We start from the raw sequence: 22,153 nt of genomic DNA on the forward strand, positions 1-22,153 counted from the left end.
GATGCATCACGCACGCTGCCGGCGCGCGTTCATGGCCACCGCTTCGCCGCGCTTCTTGAAGAGCAGGTAGTACGCCGCGGCCAGCAGCACAAGGAATGGCACGCCAAACACCAGCGTCAGCTTGAAGACGCTGGTGAAGTACGTGGTCACCAGAATCGCCAGCATCGCCCCCGCGCCCAGCAGCGTCAGCACCGGAAAACCCGGCATGCGGAACGACAGCTTCGCGCCGCCCTCCCGCACCCAGCGGCGGCGGAAGAAGTAATGCGTCACGAAGATCATCATCCAGGTAAAGAGCGCACCGAACATCGAGATGGCCATCATCAGCGTGAAGGCCGTTTCCGGATACAGCACGTTCAGCACCGTGGCGATGGCGATGCCGCTGGTGGACAGCAGCAGCGCGTTCAGCGGCGTGCCGTTGCGGGACAGCCGGCCCATCGCCGACGGCGCGTGGCCCGCCCGCGACAGGCTGAACATCATGCGCGTGGTGATGTAGAGCTGGCTGTTCATGGCCGACAGCGCAGCCACCAGCACGATGAAATTGATGACGCCCGCCGCCCCCGGAATATCCAGCACCTGCATCACCCTCACGAAGGGGCTGCCGTCCTTGCCGGCTTCATTCCAGGGCACGATGGCCAGGATCAGCGCCAGCGTCAGCAGATAGAAGACGACCAGCCGGACGATGGTGGCGCGAAACGCCTGCTTGACCGCACGTTCCGGGTCTTCGGCTTCGCCCGCCGCCACGGCGATCATCTCGACGCTCAGATAGCTGAAGATCGAAATCACGACCGCGATCCACATGCCCCACACGCCATTCGGAAAAATCCCGCCATGCGCGGTGTAGTTCGCGGTGCCGTACTGCGGATCGCCCCAGACCACATAGGCGCCCAGGATGATGAAGCCCACGATGGCGCTGATCTTGATGGTCGAGAACCAATATTCGATCGTGCCGAACGCCTTCACGCTCAGGGCATTGATGAGGATGAGCGCCGCCGAGAACACGCAGACCCACTGCCATCCCGGCACGCCGGGAAACCAGAAGGCCATGTACTTGGCCACCGCCGTGACCTCTGTGCCCACGGCCAGCACCACGCAGGACCAGTACGCATAACGCACAAGAAAGCCCGCAAGCGGGCCGATGTAATGCTCGGCGTAAGCGCCGAACGAGCCGGACGTGGAATGCGCGACCGTCATTTCCGCCAGGCAGGCCATGAGCAGCAGCGTGATGACGCCGCCGATGGCATAGCTGATAAGCACGCTGGGACCGGCAAAGCCGATGGCAAATTTGCTGCCCAGGAACAGCCCCGTGCCGATGGCCCCGCCGATGGCGATCATGCTCATCTGGCCGGACGTCAGCCGGCGCTTGAGTCCCTGTTCGCGTTCGGCGATCTGGCCGAACCCCTTCTGTTGTTGCATTGTCTCCTCCTGTACTGCGCATTCTTATTGGATGTACGGCCACCGGGGCCGGCGCGATGAGGCGTGATCTCCGGCGATCAGGTCACGGCGGACCGCTGCTTGAACTCGGGCTTGTCCCATTCCCGGTTGTCCAGCACGTCCTTCAGGATGTCGACCGCGTCCCACACGTCGGCGTAGCCGAAATACAGCGGCGTCAGGCCGAAACGCAGAACCTCGGGCTCGCGGTAATCGCCGATCACGCCGCGCGCGATCAATGCCTGCATGACTTCAAAGCCGTTGGGATGGCGAAAGCTCACGTGACTGCCGCGATCGGCATGCGTGCGCGGCGTGACCAGCGTCAGCGGGTGGCCGGCGCAACGCGATTCAACGAGGTCGATGAAAAGGTCGCCCAGCGCCAGCGACTTCTTGCGGACTTCGTCCATGCCGGCGGCGTGCGCCACGTCCAGGCCGCACTCGACCAGCGACAGCGACACGATGGGCTGCGTGCCGCACAGGTAGCGGCGGATGCCGCCCGCGGGCTCATAGGCCACGGCCATGTCGAACGGGCGGCTGTGTCCCCACCAGCCGGACAGCGGCTGCCAGAAATCCTTGGTATGGCGCGGCGCAACCCAGATGAAGGCGGGCGAACCGGGGCCGCCGTTCAGGTATTTGTACGTGCAGCCCACCGCGAAGTCGGCATTGGCGCCGTTCAGGTCGACAGGCACCGCGCCGGCCGCATGCGCCAGGTCCCAGATGGCCAGCGCGCCGCGTTCGTGCGCCTTCGCCGTCACGGCGGCCATGTCGTGCATCTGGCCGCTGCGGTAATTGACGTGGGACAGCAGCATGACCGCGACGGAATCGTCCAGCGCCTTGTCCAGCGGCAGGTCGTCGTCGATCAGGCGCATTTCGTAGCCCTGCTGCAGCAGGTCGATCATGCCCTGGATCATGTAGAGATCGGTGGGGAAGTTGTCGCGCTCGGACAGGATGACGCGGCGCGCGGGTTGTTTGTGCTGCTGGATGCGCAGCGCGGCGGCCAGCGCCTTGAAGATGTTGAGCGACGTGGTGTCGGTGACCACCAGTTCGCCCTCGCGCGCGCCCAGCAGGCGGCCCAGCTTGTCGCCCAGGCGCGCCGGCAGGTCGAACCACCCCGCCGTGTTCCAGCTGCGGATGAGGCCGTTGCCCCATTCGTCCGCGATGACCTGCGCGGCGCGGGCGGCGGCGGTCTTGGGCAGGACGCCCAGGGAATTGCCGTCCATGTAGAGCACGCCGGGCGGCAGGTCGAATTGTTCTTTCACGCGGGCCAGGGGGTCCTGGCGATCGGCGGTGACGCAGGCTTCACGAGTGTTCATGTTCCGTTCCTTCCAACTGGATTCCGGATACATGCTATCAGCGCAGCCAGTCCGAAAAATTGCAAAATCGGTCGTGACTTACCCGCGTTTTCCGCATTAAATTGCATTCGTCTTCAATTTTTCGAACTGGATTGCGCCATGCAGATCGACGCCATAGACCATCGCATACTTGCCCGCCTGCAGGAGGACGGACACCTCAGCAATCAGGACCTGGCCGAACAGGTGGCGCTGTCGCCGTCCGCCTGCCTGCGCCGCGTGCGCGCGCTTGAAGAAGCCGGGCTCATCCGAGGCTACCGCGCGGTGCTGGACGCCGAAAAACTGGGCTTCGAGCTGGAGGCCATCGTCCATGTGTCGCTGGACCAGTCGCGCGCCGGCTGGCACGAGGAATTCATGGCGGGCATCGCGCTGCACGACGAGATCACCGAAGCCTGCATCGTCACCGGCGCGTCCAATTACATCCTGACCGTGCGCACGCGCAACCTGTCTGCGTTTTCGAATTTTGTCGAAGACAAGCTCAGCAAGATTCCGGGCGTGCGCGATCTGTGCTCGCATATCGTCATGCGCAAGGTGAAGAACCGTGAAGGCATGCTGCCGCTGGCAGCCTGGCGCTAGCGGTTTCCGTCCGCCGTCCGGAAGCGGGACACGCTATACCGGCGCGTGCTCCAGAAACCCGAACACCGTCACGAAGTGGCAGGCCGTGCCAGCCATGACGAAGAGGTGCCAGATGCCGTGCGCATGCCGCCAGCGTTGGTCGTTGGCGTAGAACAGCGTGCCGCAGGTATAGATGGCGGCGCCCGCCAGCAGCCACGTCAGTCCCGCCGACGACAGCGCGCCTGCAATCGGGGCGGCAAAGGCCACGCCCAGCCAACCCATCGCCAGGTATAGCGGCAAGGCGGGCGGCGCGTTGCGCGCCCACCAGAGTTCGCGGCTGATGCCGACGAAGGCCAGCAGCCAGATCGCCACGCCCATCGCGGCGCCCCAACGATGGTCCACGGGGCCAAAGGCCAGCGGCGTGTATGTGCCCGCGATCAGCAGGTAGATCGCGCAGTGGTCCGCCTTGGCCCACATTTCCTTGCGGCGCCCTCGCGAGCAATGAAACAGCGAAGACGACGCGTACACCGCGATCATCGACGCCGCGAACACCGCGCAGCTGATGATCTGGCGCGTGTCCACCCGCAGCTCGGCCGCGCGCGTGATCAATGCGCCGGATGCCAGCACCGCCAGCGCCAGCCCGGCCAGATGCGTCACGCCATTGAGTCGTTCGCCTTCCTGCATGTGCGCCCCCCGCGCCGGCGGCATGCCGGCGCCTGTCATCATGGCGCGCTTATATGACAGCGGCGGGACAGCGGCATCACCCCACGAAATCCACCGCGGCCGGATAGCCTTCGATGGCGCGCGCGGCCAGGACCGCGCGTTGCACCGCTATTGCCATCGCTTCGGCCGCCATGACGCCCAGCAGCATCACGTTGGCCGTCTTGCCCGACGCGCCCGTGCCCAGCGCAAAGATCGTGTCGCCGTCGAGCATGGTGTGGATGGGGTTGATCGTGCGGGCCAGGCCGTCATGCGCCATGCCGGCAATCTTCTGGGCTTCGGCCTTGGTGAGCCGCGCATCGGTGGCCACCGCGCCGATGGTGGTGGCCGCGCCCGCGCGCATGGACTTGGGCAGATCGCCCGCCAGGATGGCCGCGCGGGTGTCGTGCAGCGTCCTGCCGTCCGCGGTGCGCGCGCCGGCCAGGATGCGCCCGGTGGCCGGGTCCAGCACATCGCCCACCGCGTTGACCGCGACAATCGCCCCGACCGTCACGCCCGCCACGGTTAGCGACGCGCTGCCGATGCCGCCCTTCATGGCGCGCTGGGGACCATATAGCTTGCCTACGGTCGCCCCCGCCCCCGCGCCCACGTTGCCTTCCTGGGGCGCGTCGGCGGTAGCGGCCCGGCAGGCCTGATAACCCGCGGCGGCATCGGGCCGCACCGACGCATCGCCCACGCCCAGGTCGAACAGCACCGCGCTCGGCACGATGGGCACGAAGGCCACGCCCACATCAAAGCCGATCTTCTTTTCTTCCAGATACCGCATCACGCCCGAGGCCGCGTCCAGCCCGAACGCGCTGCCGCCCGTCAGCACGATCGCGTGCACCTTGTCGACCATGTTGATCGGATTGAGCAGGTCGGTCTCGCGCGTGCCCGGCGCCGCGCCGCGCACGTCCACGCCGCCCGTCGCGCCCGCTTCGGCAATGATGACCGTGCACCCGGTGGGCCGGCGCGTTTCCGTGTAGTGCCCCACCCGCAAGCCCGCCACGTCGGTGATGCTGCCGCCGCCCGGCAGCGGCGCCGCGCCGCCGGCGCCTTGCGCGGGCATCGACCCCGCCGCCGCCGCGCCTGCGGCCGCCATCATGAACGCTCGCCTGTTCCATTGCTGTTGCACATCCGTCTCCATCAAGGTAAAGCCTGAAGGATCCCGAGCCGACTGCGCCGGGCGTCTGGTAACGCTATATGACCTGTGGCTATATTTTTACTATTCCTTATGCTTTGTGGAAAAATAGGCCGGTTGTTAGAGTGCCGCTACGCCGGAGGGCATTGCAGGCCCACATGCTCTCCACAGTGATCATCCGTGGAGCATTGCCATGAAACTCTTTCGTACGCTTTTCATCGCCGGCCTCGTCCAGGTCGCCGCCCTGTCCGCCGCCCATGCCCAGTCCGAACTGGACCAGATCAAATCCGCGGGCGTCTTCAAGATTGGCACCGAAGGCACCTACGCGCCGTTCACCTTCCACGATGCATCCGGCAAGCTTACCGGCTTTGACGTGGACATCGGCCGGGCCATCGCCGAGCGCCTGGGCGTGAAGGCGCAATTCATCGAAGGCAAGTGGGACGGCCTGATCGCCGGCCTGGATGCCAAGCGCTATGACGCCGTCATCAACCAGGTGGGCATCACCGATGCGCGCCGCGCGAAGTACGACTTCTCCGATCCCTACATCTCGTCGGCCGCCGTGCTGATCGTGCGCGACGACAACACCAGCATCAAGTCCTTCGCGGACCTGAAGGGCAAGAAGTCCGCCAACACACTGACCAGTAATTTCGGCAAGCTGGCGCAGAGCCACGGCGCCGAAGTGGTCGCCGTGCAGGGTTTTAACGAAGCCATCGATCTCCTGACCTCCGGCCGCGTCGAGGCCACCGTCAACGACAACCTGTCGTTCCTGGATTTCAAGAAGCAAAAGCCCAATGCCCGCGTGAAGATCGCGGCCACCGACAAGACGGCGGAGTTCAGCAACTCGGGCGTCCTGATCCGCAAGAACAACCCTGAGCTGCAGGCCGCCATCAACAAGGCGCTGGCCGACATCAAGGCGGACGGCACGTACAAGACCATCTCGGTCAAATACTTCGGCACGGATCTGTCCGCGCAGTAAACCTCTGGAGCGCCCATGACGCTGCCCCCTTGGCTTCACGCCTTCCTGCCGGACTGGCTGCTGGCAAAAATAGGCGAATGGTCGGTGCCGGCCTGGGTGCAGCTGATGGCGGATTCGTTCTGGCCGCTGCTGCACGCGGGGCTGGTATTCACGGTGCCGCTCACGCTGATGTCCTTTGCGCTGGGCCTGGCGCTGGCGTTTGTGGTGGCGCTGATCCGCCTGTTCGGCCCCGCGCCGCTGGTGGCCGTGGTGCGCTTTTACGTCTGGCTGATCCGCGGCACGCCGTTGCTGGTGCAGCTGTTCGTGATCTTCTATGGCCTGCCCAGCGTGGGCATCGTGCTGGACCCGCTGCCCGCCGCGCTCATCGGCTTCACGCTGAACGTCGGCGCCTACAACTCGGAAGTGATCCGTGGCGCGATCGAATCGATCACCAAGGGTCAATGGGAAGCGGCCTATTCGCTCAGCATGACGCGCGGCCAGGCCCTGCGCCGCACCATCCTGCCGCAGGCGGCCCGCGTGGCCGTGCCGCCGCTGTCCAATTCCTTCATTGCGCTCGTCAAGGACACGTCGCTCGCCGCCGTGCTGACGGTGCCCGAGATTTTCCAGGCAGCCCAGCGCATCGCCGCGGTCACGTACGAGCCGCTGATCCTGTACACCGAGGCCGCGCTGATCTATCTGGCCTTCAGCTCCGTCCTGTCCGCGGCGCAGGTGCGGCTGGAGCGGCGCTTCGGCCAGCACGCGATGTTTAGCGAGAAGACCCGATGATCCGGCTTGAAAAAATCGAAAAGTCCTTCGGCGGCAATCCCGTGCTCAAGCAGGTGGATGTGCAGATCGACGAAGGCAGCGTCACCGCCCTGATCGGCCCATCCGGCAGCGGCAAGAGCACGCTGTTGCGCTGCGTGAACCTGCTGGAAGTGCCGGATCGCGGGCGGCTGGAGATCGGACCGGAAACGGTCGACTTTGAACCCGGCCGCAAGCTGACGCGCGAACAGGTCCAGGCCGTGCGCATGCAAACCGGCATGGTGTTCCAGAACTTCCAGCTCTTTCCGCATCAGACCGTGATCGGCAATGTGATGGAAGGGTTGGTGACGGTGCAGAAATGGCCTGCCGATCGTGCGCGCGCGCGGGCGGAGGAATTGCTGCGCAAGGTGGGGATGCTGGAAAAGGCCGATGCGTGGCCCGCAAACCTGTCCGGCGGCCAGCAACAACGCGTGGCGATCGCCCGCGCGCTTGCGCCCGCGCCGCGTGTTCTGCTGTGCGACGAGCCGACGTCGGCGCTGGACCCGGGTTTGGCGGCGGAAGTGGTGGATGTCCTGCGCCAGCTGGCCGCGGAAGGCATGACGATGCTGATGGCCACGCATGATTTGCGGCTGGCAGCGAGCGTGTCGCGGGAAGTGGTGTTTCTGCTGGACGGCGTGGTGGTGGAGGCCGGCGATTCCCGCACGGTGTTCTCACAACCGCAGGATCCACGCACTGCGTCGTTCATCTCGACGCTGACGCAGGAAGCGCCGTAGATCCGGGGGGGCTAGTGGATCTCGGTGTCTGACACCCTCTGCGAGGCTGCCGCGAGTTGACGGTCATCTCGCCAGGGTGTCAGACACCTGCCGCAAGCCGACACGCCACCGCCAGCTCCCGGGTGTCAGACACCGGTCCCAACGCGCAGATGGCAGGCTACTTCGGCGGCAGCGAGCCCGCCGGGTCGACCGCCTGGCCGTCGTAGCGCAGCTCGAAGTACAGCCCGACCTGCTTGCTGTCGCTGTTGCCCATCTCGGCGATCTTCTGTCCTTGCGTCACGCGCTGGCCTTCCTTGACCAGCAGCTTGCTGTTGTGCGCGTAGATGCTGAGGAAGTTGGCGTTGTGCTTGACGATCACCAGATGCCCGTAACCGCGCAGGCCGCTGCCCGAGTAGGCCACGGTGCCCGGGGCCGCCGAGACAACCGGCGTGCCGGCGGCGTTGCTGATGACGATGCCGTTCGAGCCGGAACCGTCGTAGCCGCGCGTGACCTTGCCCTGCGCGGGCCAGACCAGCGAAATCGCGCCGGGCGGCGCCGTGCGCCGCTTGCCGGACGACGTGGTGGCGCGCGGCGCGGGTTTGGGTTTGGTGCTGGCCTTGCTGGGCGGCGAGGAGCGCGCCTGCCCCGCGGGCGGCTCGACCCGCAGCAGCTGGCCGACTTCGATCGTATTGGAGTTCGACAGATTGTTCCACCGGACCAGATTACTGACCGTGGTGCCTTCCTTGCGCGCAATCTGATAGAGCGTGTCGCCCGACTGGACCCGGTAAAAGCCTGGCTGGACCTTGGTCGTGCCGCACGCCGTCAGCAGCACCAGCAGCGCCGCCATCAACGCACCCAACCATAAGCGCGTGTAAGGCCCGGCACGCCTCCGTCCGGCGAGCGGTGCTCTGCTGGACAAGTTGGAAATGGGCAAGGTCGAAGCGGACACGGTCGAAACGGACAAGGTCGGAACGGACACGCTCGAAACGGACAAGGAAAGCTCTGAAACCTGGGGCACGGGGTCGCGTGTCGGAAAGAAGTGCGTTCAAGGGTACCAAGAAATCGGGACCGCTTGGCATAGAATGCCTCTCATGTCTTACGCGACCCGGTCTTACCCGACCCGCCTCCTTTGCACGCTGCGCGCCCTGCGCGCCGACGGCGTGCTGTGGCTGGCGCTGCTGGCCCTGGCGCTGCGCGCGCTGGTGCCGGCCGGCTACATGCCGGACACCCGCGCACTGCATGACGGCCGCCTGGAAGTCACCTTTTGCTCGGCGGCGGGCAACTTGCCGGCGATCAGCGTGGCGCTGCCCGCCGCAGACGGCAAGGCCGGGCACGACACCGCCAATACCGGCGCCCAATGTCCCTTCGGACTGCTCGCCCACGTCACGCCCGCCACCGCGCCGCCCATGGTGCCGCTGCTGCTGACGGCAGCCGGGCACGCCCCGCCCTTCTCCGCCCATCGCGCGCTACCCGCGCAGCCCGCCCACGGTCCACCCCTCGGATCGCGCGCCCCACCCCCGCTGGCCTGACTCCGTCCAGGATCGTCCGTGCCCCTGGCGCATCCGCTGGGCGTACGGACTGCCCCGCCGCGCGGCCCGGCTGCGTGGCGACTCGTCAATCCAGAGGTACCCATGAATTCGCTGTTTACCCGCGCGCCCGCCGGCGCGCCGCGCGGCCTCGCGCCCGATCCGCGGCGCCGCCTGCTGCTTTCCACCCTGGCCCTGCTGCCCCTGGCCGGCTGCGGCAAGGACACCCCGCCGCTGCACGGCATGGATCTGTCCGGCATGCCCGCCGGCGACTTCCAGCTGCAGGACACCGATGGCCAGACGCGGCGGCTGGCCGATTACCAGGGCCACCCGATCATGCTGTTCTTCGGCTTCACGCAGTGCCCGGACGTCTGCCCGACCGCGCTGACCCGCGCCGTCGAGATCAAGTCCCTGCTGGGCGCCGACGCGGACAAGCTGCGCGTGCTGTTCATCACCGTGGACCCCGAGCGCGATACGCCCGAGATCCTGCGCGCGTACACCCAGGCCTTCGATCCCGGCTTCATCGGCCTGCGCGGCACGGCCGAACAGACCCGCGCCGCCGCCCAGTCGTTCAAGGTGTTCTTCCAGAAGGTCCCCACGGGATCCTCTTACACCATGGACCACACCGCGCTGACTTACGTCATCGATGCCCAGGGCAAGCTGCGCATCGCCCTGCGCCACGAACAAAGTGCCCAGGACTGCGCGCAGGATCTGCGCACCGTCCTCTGACCCAATATTCAAGGAAACGCTCATGAAGAAGATCTCGATCAAACCCGTGGCCGCCGCGCTCGCTTTGGCGCTGGCTGGCTTGGGCCCGATGGCGCTGGCTCAGAACGCCGGACTGACCGTGGAAGACGCGTGGGTGCGCGCCACGGTGCCCAACCAGCACGCGACCGGCGCGTTCATGCGCCTGACCGCCGCCGAATCCGGCCGGCTGGTCGGCGTGGAGTCCCAGGCTGCCAAACACGTGGAAGTGCACGAAATGGCCATGCAGGACAACGTCATGAAGATGCGCCAGGTGGCGGGCATCGAACTGCCGGCCGGCAAGGCGGTGGAACTGAAACCGGGCGGCTACCACGTGATGCTGATCGACCTGGCCAAGCCCATCGCGGCCGGCGACCATGTCGCGCTGACGCTGATCGTTGAGGACGCCGCCAGGCAGCAGCGACGCATCCCCGTGGACGCCGTGGCGCGGCCGCTGAACGCCACCGCCGCGCCGGCGGCCAGCCACGGCCACTGATCTATATATAGTGGCCCGTGCCGCATCGCGGTACGGGCGCCATTCAGTCAGACCGGTGATATCAGGGACGCATAACGCCGGGCATGGCCCGGCGGCTGGCTCCGATTCGCCATACAATGCCTGCACATCCGCCGCCCGCGCCCACCCGGCCAGGCGGCAGCCGGCCACCGCCGCCGCGCTCAGGATGCCAGCGTTCCGCGCAGCCGGGCGCCCGTAACTGCCGGCAGGCTGGCCGGCGCCTCTGTATCTGGATATGCCCGGTAGTTCCGCCTTTTCATTCCTGCGTACCCTCTGCAGCCTGCGCTGGCTCGCCATCGCGGGCCAGGCCGCCACCATCCTGCTCGCCAGCAGCCTGCTGCGCCTGGATCTGCCGCTGGAACCTTTGTGGTTGGGCGTGGGCCTGTTGATCGGCTTTAACGTCTACGCCAGCCTGCGCCTGCGCCACCCGCGCGACCTCTCCCACGCCACCGCCTTCGGCCACCTGTTCGTCGACATGGCCGTGTTGGCATGGATGGTGGGCTGGAGCGGCGGCATCAGCAACCCGTTCGGGACGATGTTCCTGATCCTGACCGCCCTGGCCGCGTTGGCGCTGCCGCGCAACTGGGCGCTTGCAGCCGCGCTGGCCGGCGTGCTGGGCTATGGCGCCGCCGCGATCTTCGGGCAGCCCCTGCGCGGCGACGTCGATCCCCACAGCCTGCTGCTGTGGGGCCTGGGCGCCAATTTCCTGATTTCGGTGGTGGTCGTGCTGGTGTTTTCGACCCGGCTGGCCGCCGACATGCGCGCCCGTGAGCGCGAGCTTGCTCGCCTGCGCGAACGCTTCACCCGCAACGAGGGCATCGTCGCCCTGGCCACGCACGCGGCGGCCATGGCGCACGAGCTGAACACGCCGCTGGCCACCATGACGCTGCTGACCGACGAGATTGCCGCCGAAGTCCAGGACGACGAAGACCTGCGGGCCGACGTCACTACCCTGAGCCAGCTTCTGGCCCTGTGCCGGGAACGGATCCGCAATCTGGCGGTCCCAACCGCCGTGGATCTGGTTCGCGTGGTGGGACAATGGCGCCTGATCCGCCCGACCATCGACCTGCAGCGCTCGGGCACGTTGCCCACCAGCCTGCGCGTCGATCCGGCCATCGCCCACCTCTTGCAGGCGCTGCTGAACAACGCCGCCGACGCGGGCGAGGCCGCCGACGCGCCCCGCGTGGACCTGCACCTGGAATACGGCTACGGCGCCCTGCGTGGCGAAGTCCGCGATTACGGACGGGGTTTCGATCCCGACCACGCCATGCTGCCGGCGACCAGCCTGTTCAACAGCGGCAAGCCGGGAGGACTGGGCGTGGGCCTGGCCCTCTCGCATGCCACGGTGGAGCAGCTGGGCGGCGAAATGACCATGACCGCGGCCGAAGGCGGCGGCACCCGCATCCGCTTTTATTTACCTCTCGGCAACCCCGGGACCTGAATGTGATGAATGCAAACGATCTTGGCCTGCTGATCGACGACGACGAACTCTACGTGCGCACCCTGCAACGCAGCCTGTCGCGCCGCGGTCTGGAAACCCGCACCGCCACCGGCATCGCCGAGGCGCTGCGCGTGGCCGAAGAAATCCGTCCGGCCTTTGCCCTGGTCGACCTGCGCCTGGGCGAAGACTCCGGCCTGACCCTGATCCGGCCGCTGCGCGCGCTGCGCGAGGACATGCGCATCCTGCTGGTCACGGGCTACGCCAGCGTGGCGACCGCCGTGGAAGCCATCAAGCGCGGCGCCGACGACTACCTGCCCAAGCCGGCCACGGCGCCCATGATCCTGCGCACGCTGGGTCTAGTGAAGCCAGAAACGGTTACGATCGAAACGACCATGACCCCATTGCACCGCCTAGAATGGGAGCACATTCATCAGGCGCTGCACGAGACCGGCGGCAACGTTTCCGCCGCAGCGCGCCTCCTGGGCATGCACCGGCGCTCGCTCCAGCGCAAGCTGGCAAAAAAACCGGGGCCGGAACGCGAAGTCCTCGCGGATTGAATGCTGCGGGGCGACACATCTTTACAACACCCCCGTGTGCAGGTGCGACATATCGTCGCACCCCACCCCCTCCCCTTGCGGCGTCTGCTCCCCTAGGAAAACCCTGAATCTGCCGCCCTCGAGCCGGATTCCTCCCAGGCAATGCGACCATTCGTCGCACGCTTGACCAAAATCAAACCGATAGGATGGAGGTTGCTGCCTAGCAGCATTCCAGTCTGCTGCTTTGCAGCATTTCCCACCTTTCCATCCAAGGCTGTACGTGAAACACCCCCTCCTTGCGACCCTTACGCGCATATTTGGCGTCGGCGCGGTCATGCTGCTTGGCGGCTGCAACATGGAAATCCTCTCCCCCAAGGGAGATATCGGCATCCAGGAAAAGACGTTGCTGCTGACGGCGACCGGGCTCATGCTCATCGTTGTCATTCCCGTCCTCATCATGATCGTGGCTTTTGCTTGGAAGTACCGCGCTTCCAACACCAAAGCCGACTACCAGCCCAAGTGGGCTCACTCCACGGCAATCGAAGCCGTCGTCTGGACCGTCCCCTGCATCATCGTGGCGATCCTGGCCGTGATCACCTGGCGCTCCACGCACGCGCTGGATCCCTACAAGCCGCTCGTGTCCGAACACAAGCCGGTGACCATCGAGGTGGTCTCCCTGGATTGGAAGTGGCTCTTCATCTACCCCGAGTACGACATCGCCACGGTCAACGAGATCGCGTTCCCCGTGGACGTTCCGGTCAACTTCCGGATCACGTCGGCATCGGTGATGAATTCCTTCTTCATCCCCCAGCTCGGCAGCCAGATCTACTCGATGGCCGGCATGGAAACCAAGTTGCACCTGAATGCGCGCGAAATCGGCACCTACGCCGGCATTTCGGCCAACTACAGCGGCGGCGGTTTCTCGGGCATGCGCTTCAAGGCCCACGCCATGTCGCAGGAAGGATTCGACAACTGGATCAAGGAAGCCAAGGCTTCTCCCTCTGCCCTGACCCCCGAGGTCTACGCGGAACTGACCAAGCGCAGCGAGCGCAATCCGGTCGTGAAGTACTCGTCGGCGCCGCCCGCCATGTTTGATTTCATTCTGGGCAGCACGATGAGCAAGATGGCCGGCGTGGACTCCGCCACGTGCACCTCCACGTCGAATAATCTGATCGCAGGAATCAACTAACAATGCTCGGGAAACTCACCCTCGAGGCCATTCCGTACCATGAACCTATCGTCATGGTTACGCTGGCCGCCGTGTGCCTGGGAGGCCTAGCGGTCTTCGGCGCCATCACCTACTTCAAGAAGTGGAAGTACCTCTGGACGGAATGGCTCACCACCGTCGACCACAAGCGCATCGGTGTGATGTACATCATCGTTGCGCTCATCATGCTGCTGCGCGGTTTTGCCGACGCCATCATGATGCGCACGCAGCTTGCCGTCGCGTCAGCAGACTCGGCCGGCTTCCTGCCCCCGCACCACTACGACCAGATCTTCACCGCCCACGGCGTCATCATGATTTTCTTCATGGCGATGCCCTTCATCACCGGGCTGATGAACATCGTCGTGCCGCTGCAGATTGGCGCACGCGACGTGGCGTACCCGTTCCTGAACTCGCTGAGCTTCTGGCTGTTCGGCGCCGGCGTCGCGCTGATGATGATCTCGCTGTTCGTGGGCGAATTCGCCGCGACCGGCTGGCTCGCCTATCCGCCGCTGTCCGGGCTGGACTACAGTCCAAGCGTGGGGGTGGATTACTACCTCTGGGCGCTGCAGATCTCCGGTCTGGGAACAACGCTTAGCGGCATCAACTTCATCGTCACCATCCTGCGCATGCGCGCGCCTGGCATGACCCTGATGAAGATGCCGATCTTCACGTGGACCTCGCTGGTCACCAACGTCCTGATCGTCGCCGCCTTCCCCGTGCTGGCCGCGACCCTGGCGCTGCTGACGATGGACCGCTACCTGGGCACGCACTTCTTCACGAACGACGGTGGCGGCAACGTCATGATGTACGTGAACCTGATCTGGATCTGGGGCCACCCCGAGGTCTACATCCTGGTGCTCCCGGCATTCGGCGTGTATTCGGAAATCGTTGCCACGTTCGCCCGCAAGACGCTGTTCGGCTACAAGTCCATGGTCTACGCCACGGCCGCCATCGGCGTGCTGTCGTTCCTGGTCTGGCTGCACCACTTCTTCACCATGGGTGCGGGCGCCAACGTCAATGCCTTCTTCGGCATAGCGACAATGATCATCTCGATCCCGACCGGGGCGAAGATCTTCAACTGGCTGTTCACCATCTACCGCGGCCGCCTGCGCATCACGACGCCGGTGCTGTGGACGCTGGGCTTCATGATCGTCTTCGTCATCGGCGGCATGACCGGCGTGATGCTGGCCATCCCCGGCGTGTCGTTCGTGCTGCACAACAGCCTGTTCCTGATCGCGCACTTCCACAACACCATCATCGGTGGCGTGGTGTTCGGCTGCATCGCCGGCATGATCTACTGGTTCCCGAAGGCGTTCGGCTTCACGCTGAACGAGCGTCTGGGCCGCTACTCGTTCTACTGCTGGTTCGTCGGTTTCTTCCTGGCCTTCATGCCCCTGTACATCCTGGGCTTCAAGGGCATGACGCGCCGCCTGAACCACTACGACAACCCCGAATGGCAGCCGTACCTGCTGGTCGCGCTGGCTGGCGCCGCGCTGATCATGCTGGGCATCTTCTTCCTGCTGCAGCAAGTGTTCGTCTCCGTGCGTCAGCGCAAGCAGAACCAGGACGTCACCGGCGATCCCTGGGATGGCCGCACCCTGGAATGGTCGATCTCGTCGCCCGCGCCTTTCTACAACTTCGCCCACGTTCCTCACGTCGATGAACTGGACCAGTTCTGGGAAGACAAGCAAAGCGGCAAGGCCTACAAGCGCCCGGCCAAGTACGAAGACATCCACATGCCGAAGAACACCGCCGCCGGTGTCTGGATTGGCGCCTTTGGCCTGGTCATGTGCTTTGCGCTGATCTGGCACATCTGGTGGCTGTCGATCGCCGGCCTCGTGGGCATGATCGGTTCGTTCATCGTTCGCGCCTATGACCGCGACGTCGACTACTGGGTCCCGGCCGCGGAAGTCGAACGCATCGAAAACGCTCACTTTGACAAAATGCAGAAGGCCGCCTGAGCCATGATTCAAGCCGTAGCCACTCACCCCCACGCGGGTCACGACGATCACGCGCATCACGACGATGGATCCAAGACCGTTTTCGGTTTCTGGGTCTATCTGATGAGCGACTTGCTGATCTTTTCGGTGCTGTTCGCCACGTTCGCGGTGTTGTCCAACGCCACCGCGGGCGGACCGTCCGGCAAGGAACTGTTCGACCTGAACTTCGTCCTTGTCGAAACGCTGTTGCTGCTGGTGTCCAGCTTCACCTTCGGCATGGCCAACCTGAACGTGCACGCCAACAACAAGAGCCGTGCCATGGGCTGGTTGATGGTCACGTTCCTGTTCGGCGCGGGCTTCATCGCGATGGAAATCTATGAATTCCATCACCTGATCAGCATCGGCGCCGGTCCGGGCCGCAGCGCCTACCTGTCCGCGTTCTTCACGCTGATCGGTACGCACGGCCTGCACGTGACCTTTGGCCTGATCTGGATCATCGTCATGCTCGACATGATCCGCCGTCATGGCCTGGACTCGATCAACAAGCGTCGTCTGGCGTGCCTGAGCCTGTTCTGGCACTTCCTGGACATCGTCTGGATCTGCGTCTTCACCTTTGTCTACCTCCTGGGAGCCCTCTGATGTCGCACTCCGCTGCGGCCGCACACGGCCACGACGATCACGCCGCCGATCACGGCAGCCTGAAGTCCTACATCATCGGTTTCGTGCTCTCGCTGCTGCTCACCTTCGGCTCGTTCGGCCTGGTGATGCACGGCGCGCTGTCCCACACCGCCACCATCATTGGCGTGGTGGCGCTGTGCATACTCCAGCTGCTGGTCCAGCTGGTGTACTTCCTGCACATGGGCGCATCGAAGTCGTCCCGCGACAACCTGGCCACGTTTGTCTTCACCGTGATGATCATCTTCATCATCGTCGGTGGTTCGGCCTGGGTGCTGTACAACATGAACGTCAACATGGGCCACGCCATGTAAGACGGCCTGCCGTTCAGGCAAGCAGAACAGGCGCCCTCGGGCGCCTGTTTTTTTTTGCTGCGCTCAAATGAAAGCCACGACCGCGCGTGGTGGGCAACACGGCGGCAGCGGGCTGCGCTGCCGGCGCGCCCGCGTGGGTCAGCGCGCCGGGCCGGCCGCCGTAAAGGTCACGTCGGCGCGACGCGCCAGTTCCGCGGCCGTCACGCCAACGAACGGCTGCACGCGCGCGGCCTGATTCAGGTCGCACCCCGCCGGGCCTGCGGCCGCCTCGAGCACCTGCTTGACCGCGCGTCCGCCCATCGGGCTCACCGGACCGCTATTGCCCAGCTGCCAGGCCAGCACATCCGCCACGGCCATGCCGCAACGCGCCGGCGTCCGGGGCCTGCCGCTGTATTCCAGCAACAGGCGCACCTTGTTGTCCTTGCCCAGGTTCAGCATCGTCACCAACGGCAGCGCGTCCGGCGCGGCAACGCCTTCCAGCCGCAGGTCCGGATCGCTCCGGTCCGTGGGGTCCGCCCCCGCCTTCAACCAGGCCTCGTACAGATCGTCGGGCAGCCACGGCAGGCCGAGGGGCGCGATCCGGTTGCGCAGCGGCCCTGCCGCGTCCGCGGCGGCCGCAAGCGGCACGCCCGCCGCCACCAGGCGGTCAGCGGTGGCGCGCAGCCGCGTGCGCTGACCGTCCCACGCCGCGCTGTTGCCGTCGGCCGCCGCACGTTGCTCCGCGCGGTTCCACACCGACAGCAGGCTGGACAGCGGCTCCGTGGACAGCGGCGCCCGAGGCGGGCGCGCAGCCTGCACCAATTGATCGATCAGACCCGGCTGAAGATAGCGGGCCGCCAGCGACAGGCCCTCGTCCAGTCCATTGCGGTCCGGCTTCTCTTTCGTCGCGCCGTAGCCACCCACTGCGGGATCGGCCCCGTGCGCCAGCGCAAACGTCACGCGCTCGGGGACGGCGTAGGTCGCGGCCGGCGTCAGGTCGCCGCCCGGAAATTCGCGCAACGCCGAGAGCAGCGGCGTTTCCCACATGGGACTGTTTCCGTAGTACATGCGGATATAGGCGGCATTGATGTCCGCGCCGCGCGCGAGCAGCTTTTCGGCGAACCAGAAGTTCTTTGGCGTTTGCAACGCCGCGTGCAGCAGCGAGCGCCCGTTCTTTTCGCGCGCGTTCGGATTGGCGCCCTTTTCCAGCAGGTAGACCAGGTTGTCCTTGCTGTCGCTGTAGTAAGAGATGCGGCGCATCAGCAGCGGTGTGCCGTTGGAGTCCAATGCATCCACCGGCGCGCCCGCGGCGATCAGCAGGTCGGCCAGCGCGTAGCGCTCTGCGGCAGGGCGGGTGTCCTTGGCGTCGGGCAATGCGCTGGCCACCAGCGAGAACCCGTTGTCAGGGCCATCCGCCTTCGCGCCCGCATCCAGCAGCGCGCGCACCATCTCGAGCTGTTTGCGCGACACGGCCACGGCCAGCGCGGACCTGCCGTGTTCGTTCACGCCATTCGGATCCTGACCGCCGGCAAGCTCGGCGCGCACCGCGTTCACATCACCGGCCTGGATCGCCTGAAAGATCGCCAGGCGCGGACGGCAGGCATTCGCATCAAGCGCCGGGGTTTCCAGCGCGGCGCCGATGCGGGCGGCAACGTTGCCGGGAATGGCTTCCTTGGCCGCGAGGCGCCGCGTGCAATACAGCCGGTAGTCCTCGCGCGCCAGCGACTCGTAGTAGGCGCGCTCCTCGCGCGACGTCTCGCGCTGCTTCCAGCGTGCATCGGCGCGGTTCAGGTAGGCGGCGGTGCGCGACGGATCGCGCCGCAGCACGTCGGTCAGAATGCGGTCCGCCTGCGCCGTGTCGCCCGACTCGGCCAGCCAGAAGCCGTAGTCGTTCAAGGCGGTCGTCATCTCGGCGTCCTTGCCGGCCGGATCGATCTCGCGATAATCCTGCGCCATCACAAAACGGCGCAGATCGGCCAGCGCCCGCTGGAACTCGGCCGTCTTGGCACGCGGAATGGCGCGCGCCACCTGATGCAGGGTTCGGAACGTGGCCGTCACATCCGGCGCCGTCTGATGCTCGAAGCGCACCTGCGCGGGAAACGCGTCCAGCCGCGCGGGATACTCGCGCAGCGCCGCCTGCAGCGTCGTCATGGCCTGCGCCCGGCGCGCCTCATCCCACGGCCGGCCGCTCGTGACCACGGCAAGCTGCACGTCCGCATTCACGGATGCTGCCTCGCCCTTGCCGTCCACCAGAAACCCTGTGGCCTTGCCGGCCGGGACGCGGCGATCGGCCAGGCCGACCCAGTAAAAAGCCTCGTCTGCGCGCGGCGACCTGACCTGCACGTTCTCCTCACGCGAGACCGTCCAGCCTTCGGGATCGATCACCAGCGGCTGCGACCGGAAATCCAGCCGGAAGTCCTTGCCCCCCTCGCGCACATAGCGGTACAGGTACAGGCGGTTCTCCATCTGGCCGACAAGCACCACGTCCTTGACGTTCTCGGTACCCCAGACCCGGCGCTCGGGTTCGCGCAGCGGATAGCGCGACAGGCGGATCGATTCGATGACCGCGCCGATGTCGGATGCCAGGGCCGGTGGCGGCGCGGCCGCCATGCCGGCCAGCGTCAGCGCGACGGCGCCAAACAGACGGGTGACAACGGGGCGGAACGGGCGCGGCATGTAGAGGAGACGTCGGCAATGAAAGGGATGCCGATGATACCTGTCCCCGCCAGGCACCCTCGGGTATGTCCCAACGGGGATTGACCCGTAGATGGCACAAACCCGCCGACTATTCGTTATATAGTCGCCCCTACATCGTTTAGTTAACACCTTAGCAAACCGTTTCCGCAGCAGATCATCATGGACGCCGAGCCCGTGCCGCCCTTTACTCCCGACCCCCGCATCGCCGATCGGGCCCAACGGTTTGCCGACGCCTTGTTGCGTCACGCGCCTCCCGTCCATCCCGATGCCGGCTTTTTTGCCGCGGTCCTGGGCACCAGCATCGCGCACGAGGACCTGGCCCGCAGCGGCTTGTCTCCCGCCGAACTGAAGGACCTTCTGGACTATCTTTTCCCCAGCGCCCTGACCGGATTCGACACGTCCCTGTCCGCGCTGCGCGAACAGTTCGCCGCCTATGCGGGCAAGGGCGCCAGCGATCCGCAACCCGGGTTCACGCTACTGATGCGCGTGCTGCTGGACGCCTACCGCGCGCCCGGCCCCGAGACGTCCCAATGGGTCAGCAGCATCCTCGCGCACGCCTGCCTGCGGCCCGATCATCTGTGGCGCGACCTGGGCCTGTCCGGACGCGAAGACGTCACCGTTCTGCTCGCGCGCCACTACCCCGGGCTGGTGAGCCGCAACGTGGACAACATGCGCTGGAAGAAATTCCTGGCCTACTCCGCCCGCGAACACGCCGGCCTGCCCGCCGCAGCCGCGCCCGGATGCGGCGACTGCGAGGACAGCGAGTTCTGCTACCGGGCCGCGGCATAAGACGCGTGGCGGGGGCTCGGCAGCCCGCCGCGCCTCAGGCATCAAAACCGATAAGTCGCCCCCACCCCAACGCCGGCATTCCGGCCGGGCGCCGGTTCGTAGTAGCGCCCGTTCGCTTCGTTGACGATCACCGATCCCGCGTAGTCGCGACCGAACAGGTTGTCGACGCGGGCGTAGGCGTTCAGTTTCCACTGGCCTACCTGCTTCACGTAGCCGACGCTGGCAGCGGCCACGAAGTAGGCGGGTGCGTCCGCGTTGTTGGCGTCGTTGACGTAGATCTTGGACAGGTAGCGGCCTTCCACGCCTGCCTGCCAGCCTTCGGGCGGCGCCCAGGCCAGGGACGCGAAGGCCGCCTGGCGTGCGATACCCGGGATCTTGTTGCCGGCGCGGATGTTGCCCGAACCGTCGTCGGCGTAGCGGGCGTTGAGCAGCGTGTAGGCCACTTGCGTGCGCCAGTGCTGCGCGAATTCTCCGGACCAGCTCAGTTCCAGCCCATCGCGGCGGGTGCGGCCGGCGTTCTGGTAACTGGTGCGGCCGCCTGAACTGCCGGCGGAGACGATCTCGTCGTCGGTGCGGGTATGAAAGACCGCGGCCGTCAGCAGGCCGCCTGCCATGCGCGCCTTAATGCCGGCTTCAAGGTTGGTGCTGACCGACGGCATCAAGCCGAAGTTCAGGCCCGGGTCGCCATCGGGCCGGTACGAGATTTCGTTCAGCGTCGGCGTCTCGAAGCCGCGCCCGTATGAGGTGTAGACGCTGACGTCGTCATTGAAGGCGTAGCGCAGCGCGGCGACGGGCAAGGCCTTGCGGTAGCGCGCGCTGCCGCTGTCGTCGGCGTTGCCGGGGGTGATGTAGTGGTCGTCGGAATCGAAGCGGACCGTGCTGTATCGCAGCCCGGCGTCCAGCGTCCAGCGGTCCGCGAAGTTCCAGGAGGCCTGCACATAGGGATCAGCGTTGTAGACGCGGTTGGTCTCGTCGCGCCGCAGGGCGCCCTGCACGCCGAGTTGCCGGCTGGGGCCCGCGCCGGTGAAGTTCTGGTAGCCCTTGCGGTCTTCCTGCATGGCGTCGTAGGCAAAGCCGCCGATCAGGGTCAGCGCCCGGCCGCCCAGGGCAAGCTCGGACGTCCAGCGCACGTCGGCGCCGCCGTATTCGCGCTTGAGATCAATGACGCCGCCGGCTTGCGTGGCTGGGATTTGCACCGCGGGAGGAATCGACTGGTACTGCGTCGTGTCGCGCTGGCCGTAGTAGACCATCACGCGCAGCGCGTTGCGGCCGTCGACCTGGTGGTCGAAGACCAGCCCGCCCTGCGTCTGCTTTACCGTCTTGCGCGTGTTGTATTGCTCGGCAAGCGGCGCGCTGCGCGGGTCGTCCTGGAACTGCTGGTAGGTCAGGCCCAGCGGATCCTGCGCCTTCAGGTCGACGCTGTTGACGACCAGCGTCAGGCGGCTGTCGTCATTCAGTTGCAGGCCGAGCTTTGCATTGCTCAGATTCTTGCGGGCGGCGCTGTGGTCGCGATAGCCGTCGGTGGTGAAGCGCGACAGGTCCAGCACATAGTCCAGTTGACCGGCGCCCGTGCCCGACACCCCACTTGCCATCGCGCCATAGCGCCACGTGCCATAGCTGCCGCCCCAGCCGCTGGCGGTGATCTCGGGCGGGTCGGCGCCGTCCTGCGTGAAGACCTGGATGACGCCCCCGGAAGAGTTGCCGTACAGCGCCGAGAACGGGCCGCGCAGCACCTCGACGCGATCGATGGAGCCGATGTCGATATTGGAGGTCTGCCCCTGACCATCCGGCATCGTCGCGGGGATGCCGTCCACGTACAGGCGCACGCCCCGCACGCCAAACGTGGAGCGCGCGCCAAAGCCGCGGCTGGATATCTGCAGGTCTTGCGCATAGTTCTGACGGTTCTGGATCTGCAGGCCCGGCACGCTTGCCAGCCCTTCAGACAGGTTGATGCCCGGCTGCTGCCAGCGCATGGCGCTGCCTTGGACGACGTCGACCGAAGCTGGCGTCTCCAGCACCTCGGTGCCCAGCCGTGTGCCGGTCACCACCACCGGGGCCAGCGTGTCGGCCTGCGCCAGCGCGGTGGCAGCCGGCGCAAGCGCCAGTATTGTGCCCGCCGTCCATCTCCAGGTCCCGCTGTCCCGCCATTG

At 66.1% G+C, this 22,153-nt stretch carries 21 protein-coding genes; 14 read left to right on the plus strand and 7 right to left on the minus strand.

Translation table 11 applies throughout. The features are described 5' to 3' along the window. Positions 1-6 precede the first annotated feature (6 nt). Both HV786_RS04130 and kynU read right to left on the minus strand, forming a co-directional pair. The gene (locus tag HV786_RS04130; protein WP_128827259.1) at positions 7-1,413 is read right to left on the minus strand and encodes an amino acid permease; all 1,407 of its coding nucleotides are present in this window, start codon (positions 1,411-1,413) and stop codon (positions 7-9) included. Between the two features lie 77 nt (positions 1,414-1,490). Further along, the gene (gene kynU / locus HV786_RS04135) at positions 1,491-2,741 is read right to left on the minus strand and encodes a kynureninase (protein ID WP_128827258.1); all 1,251 of its coding nucleotides are present in this window, start codon (positions 2,739-2,741) and stop codon (positions 1,491-1,493) included. Between the two features lie 138 nt (positions 2,742-2,879). Here kynU and HV786_RS04140 point away from each other — a divergent pair, with 138 nt between their 5' ends. After that, positions 2,880-3,353, plus strand: a complete 474-nt coding sequence (locus tag HV786_RS04140) for an Lrp/AsnC family transcriptional regulator (protein WP_128827257.1) — start codon at positions 2,880-2,882, stop codon at positions 3,351-3,353. Between the two features lie 33 nt (positions 3,354-3,386). Here the strand turns inward: HV786_RS04140 and trhA are convergent, their stop codons facing one another. Together trhA and HV786_RS04150 are read right to left on the minus strand one after the other, a co-directional pair. Then, complete coding sequence (gene trhA, locus HV786_RS04145) at positions 3,387-4,016, minus strand: PAQR family membrane homeostasis protein TrhA (RefSeq protein WP_062838687.1); 630 nt, start codon at positions 4,014-4,016, stop codon at positions 3,387-3,389. A 76-nt stretch (positions 4,017-4,092) separates the two neighbouring features. After that, on the minus strand, positions 4,093-5,178 hold the full coding sequence (locus tag HV786_RS04150; RefSeq protein ID WP_172802122.1) for a P1 family peptidase: 1,086 nt from the start codon (positions 5,176-5,178) through the stop codon (positions 4,093-4,095). A gap of 187 nt (positions 5,179-5,365) precedes the next feature. On the opposite strand from HV786_RS04150, the gene HV786_RS04155 reads away from it, so the two are divergent. From HV786_RS04155 to HV786_RS04165, 3 genes are all read left to right on the plus strand, one after another. After that, on the plus strand, positions 5,366-6,148 hold the full coding sequence (locus HV786_RS04155; protein WP_063952100.1) for an amino acid ABC transporter substrate-binding protein: 783 nt from the start codon (positions 5,366-5,368) through the stop codon (positions 6,146-6,148). A gap of 84 nt (positions 6,149-6,232) precedes the next feature. Continuing rightward, positions 6,233-6,913 carry an ABC transporter permease subunit gene (locus HV786_RS04160; RefSeq protein WP_056327000.1) on the plus strand — a complete coding sequence of 227 codons (681 nt, stop codon included), beginning with the start codon at positions 6,233-6,235 and terminating at the stop codon, positions 6,911-6,913. Continuing rightward, complete coding sequence (locus HV786_RS04165) at positions 6,910-7,662, plus strand: amino acid ABC transporter ATP-binding protein (protein ID WP_128827256.1); 753 nt, start codon at positions 6,910-6,912, stop codon at positions 7,660-7,662. Before HV786_RS04160 ends, HV786_RS04165 begins: the two co-directional genes overlap by 4 nt. Positions 7,663-7,819: 157 nt before the next feature. Here the strand turns inward: HV786_RS04165 and HV786_RS04170 are convergent, their stop codons facing one another. Further along, positions 7,820-8,488, minus strand: coding sequence for a peptidoglycan DD-metalloendopeptidase family protein (locus HV786_RS04170; protein ID WP_175210070.1), 669 nt, complete (start codon positions 8,486-8,488; stop codon positions 7,820-7,822). 244 nt (positions 8,489-8,732) lie between these two features. Between HV786_RS04170 and HV786_RS04175 the strand changes: the two genes are divergently transcribed. The 9 genes from HV786_RS04175 to cyoD all read left to right on the plus strand — a co-directional run bounded on the left by HV786_RS04175 (position 8,733) and on the right by cyoD (position 16,538). Further along, entirely contained in the window at positions 8,733-9,170 is a 438-nt protein-coding gene (locus HV786_RS04175; RefSeq protein WP_175210072.1) for a DUF2946 family protein, read from the plus strand. 102 nt (positions 9,171-9,272) lie between these two features. After that, on the plus strand, positions 9,273-9,896 hold the full coding sequence (locus HV786_RS04180; RefSeq protein WP_175210074.1) for an SCO family protein: 624 nt from the start codon (positions 9,273-9,275) through the stop codon (positions 9,894-9,896). A gap of 22 nt (positions 9,897-9,918) precedes the next feature. Continuing rightward, positions 9,919-10,407 carry a copper chaperone PCu(A)C gene (locus HV786_RS04185; protein WP_175210076.1) on the plus strand — a complete coding sequence of 163 codons (489 nt, stop codon included), beginning with the start codon at positions 9,919-9,921 and terminating at the stop codon, positions 10,405-10,407. Positions 10,408-10,660: 253 nt separating this feature from the next. Further along, entirely contained in the window at positions 10,661-11,866 is a 1,206-nt protein-coding gene (locus HV786_RS04190) for a HAMP domain-containing histidine kinase (protein ID WP_056326371.1), read from the plus strand. A 5-nt stretch (positions 11,867-11,871) separates the two neighbouring features. Then, complete coding sequence (locus HV786_RS04195) at positions 11,872-12,423, plus strand: response regulator transcription factor (RefSeq protein WP_062839675.1); 552 nt, start codon at positions 11,872-11,874, stop codon at positions 12,421-12,423. 259 nt (positions 12,424-12,682) lie between these two features. Then, positions 12,683-13,591, plus strand: a complete 909-nt coding sequence (cyoA, locus tag HV786_RS04200; RefSeq protein ID WP_128827253.1) for a ubiquinol oxidase subunit II — start codon at positions 12,683-12,685, stop codon at positions 13,589-13,591. Between the two features lie 2 nt (positions 13,592-13,593). Next, complete coding sequence (cyoB, locus tag HV786_RS04205) at positions 13,594-15,570, plus strand: cytochrome o ubiquinol oxidase subunit I (RefSeq protein WP_056326363.1); 1,977 nt, start codon at positions 13,594-13,596, stop codon at positions 15,568-15,570. A 3-nt stretch (positions 15,571-15,573) separates the two neighbouring features. Further along, on the plus strand, positions 15,574-16,188 hold the full coding sequence (gene cyoC / locus HV786_RS04210; RefSeq protein ID WP_056326361.1) for a cytochrome o ubiquinol oxidase subunit III: 615 nt from the start codon (positions 15,574-15,576) through the stop codon (positions 16,186-16,188). Beyond that, positions 16,188-16,538 carry a cytochrome o ubiquinol oxidase subunit IV gene (gene cyoD / locus HV786_RS04215; protein WP_056326358.1) on the plus strand — a complete coding sequence of 117 codons (351 nt, stop codon included), beginning with the start codon at positions 16,188-16,190 and terminating at the stop codon, positions 16,536-16,538. Before cyoC ends, cyoD begins: the two co-directional genes overlap by 1 nt. A 138-nt stretch (positions 16,539-16,676) precedes the next feature. Here the strand turns inward: cyoD and HV786_RS04220 are convergent, their stop codons facing one another. Continuing rightward, the gene (locus HV786_RS04220) at positions 16,677-19,193 is read right to left on the minus strand and encodes an ankyrin repeat domain-containing protein (protein WP_175210079.1); all 2,517 of its coding nucleotides are present in this window, start codon (positions 19,191-19,193) and stop codon (positions 16,677-16,679) included. A 180-nt stretch (positions 19,194-19,373) separates the two neighbouring features. On the opposite strand from HV786_RS04220, the gene HV786_RS04225 reads away from it, so the two are divergent. Then, entirely contained in the window at positions 19,374-20,003 is a 630-nt protein-coding gene (locus tag HV786_RS04225; protein ID WP_128827252.1) for a nitrogen fixation protein NifQ, read from the plus strand. A 41-nt stretch (positions 20,004-20,044) separates the two neighbouring features. On the opposite strand, the gene HV786_RS04230 is transcribed toward HV786_RS04225, so the two are convergent. Next, positions 20,045-22,111, minus strand: a complete 2,067-nt coding sequence (locus HV786_RS04230) for a TonB-dependent receptor (RefSeq protein ID WP_128827466.1) — start codon at positions 22,109-22,111, stop codon at positions 20,045-20,047. Positions 22,112-22,153 lie beyond the last annotated feature (42 nt).

Source organism: Achromobacter mucicolens (assembly GCF_902859725.1).
Classification (GTDB): domain Bacteria; phylum Pseudomonadota; class Gammaproteobacteria; order Burkholderiales; family Burkholderiaceae_B; genus Achromobacter; species Achromobacter mucicolens.

Excerpts from the sequence above, each read along its gene's own strand:
- HV786_RS04140 (WP_128827257.1), top strand. The coding sequence starts at position 2,880 with ATGCAGATCGACGCCATAGACCATCGCATACTTGCCCGCCTGCAGGAG.
- HV786_RS04150 (WP_172802122.1), bottom strand. The coding sequence starts at position 5,178 with ATGGAGACGGATGTGCAACAGCAATGGAACAGGCGAGCGTTCATGATG.
- HV786_RS04175 (WP_175210072.1), top strand. The coding sequence starts at position 8,733 with ATGTCTTACGCGACCCGGTCTTACCCGACCCGCCTCCTTTGCACGCTG.
- HV786_RS04170 (WP_175210070.1), bottom strand. The coding sequence starts at position 8,488 with ATGGCGGCGCTGCTGGTGCTGCTGACGGCGTGCGGCACGACCAAGGTC.
- HV786_RS04225 (WP_128827252.1), top strand. The coding sequence starts at position 19,374 with ATGGACGCCGAGCCCGTGCCGCCCTTTACTCCCGACCCCCGCATCGCC.
- cyoB (WP_056326363.1), top strand. The coding sequence starts at position 13,594 with ATGCTCGGGAAACTCACCCTCGAGGCCATTCCGTACCATGAACCTATC.
- HV786_RS04155 (WP_063952100.1), top strand. The coding sequence starts at position 5,366 with ATGAAACTCTTTCGTACGCTTTTCATCGCCGGCCTCGTCCAGGTCGCC.
- cyoC (WP_056326361.1), top strand. The coding sequence starts at position 15,574 with ATGATTCAAGCCGTAGCCACTCACCCCCACGCGGGTCACGACGATCAC.
- HV786_RS04165 (WP_128827256.1), top strand. The coding sequence starts at position 6,910 with ATGATCCGGCTTGAAAAAATCGAAAAGTCCTTCGGCGGCAATCCCGTG.
- HV786_RS04195 (WP_062839675.1), top strand. The coding sequence starts at position 11,872 with ATGAATGCAAACGATCTTGGCCTGCTGATCGACGACGACGAACTCTAC.
- kynU (WP_128827258.1), bottom strand. The coding sequence starts at position 2,741 with ATGAACACTCGTGAAGCCTGCGTCACCGCCGATCGCCAGGACCCCCTG.
- HV786_RS04220 (WP_175210079.1), bottom strand. The coding sequence starts at position 19,193 with ATGCCGCGCCCGTTCCGCCCCGTTGTCACCCGTCTGTTTGGCGCCGTC.
- cyoD (WP_056326358.1), top strand. The coding sequence starts at position 16,188 with ATGTCGCACTCCGCTGCGGCCGCACACGGCCACGACGATCACGCCGCC.
- trhA (WP_062838687.1), bottom strand. The coding sequence starts at position 4,016 with ATGCAGGAAGGCGAACGACTCAATGGCGTGACGCATCTGGCCGGGCTG.
- HV786_RS04180 (WP_175210074.1), top strand. The coding sequence starts at position 9,273 with ATGAATTCGCTGTTTACCCGCGCGCCCGCCGGCGCGCCGCGCGGCCTC.
- HV786_RS04185 (WP_175210076.1), top strand. The coding sequence starts at position 9,919 with ATGAAGAAGATCTCGATCAAACCCGTGGCCGCCGCGCTCGCTTTGGCG.
- HV786_RS04130 (WP_128827259.1), bottom strand. The coding sequence starts at position 1,413 with ATGCAACAACAGAAGGGGTTCGGCCAGATCGCCGAACGCGAACAGGGA.
- HV786_RS04190 (WP_056326371.1), top strand. The coding sequence starts at position 10,661 with ATGCCCGGTAGTTCCGCCTTTTCATTCCTGCGTACCCTCTGCAGCCTG.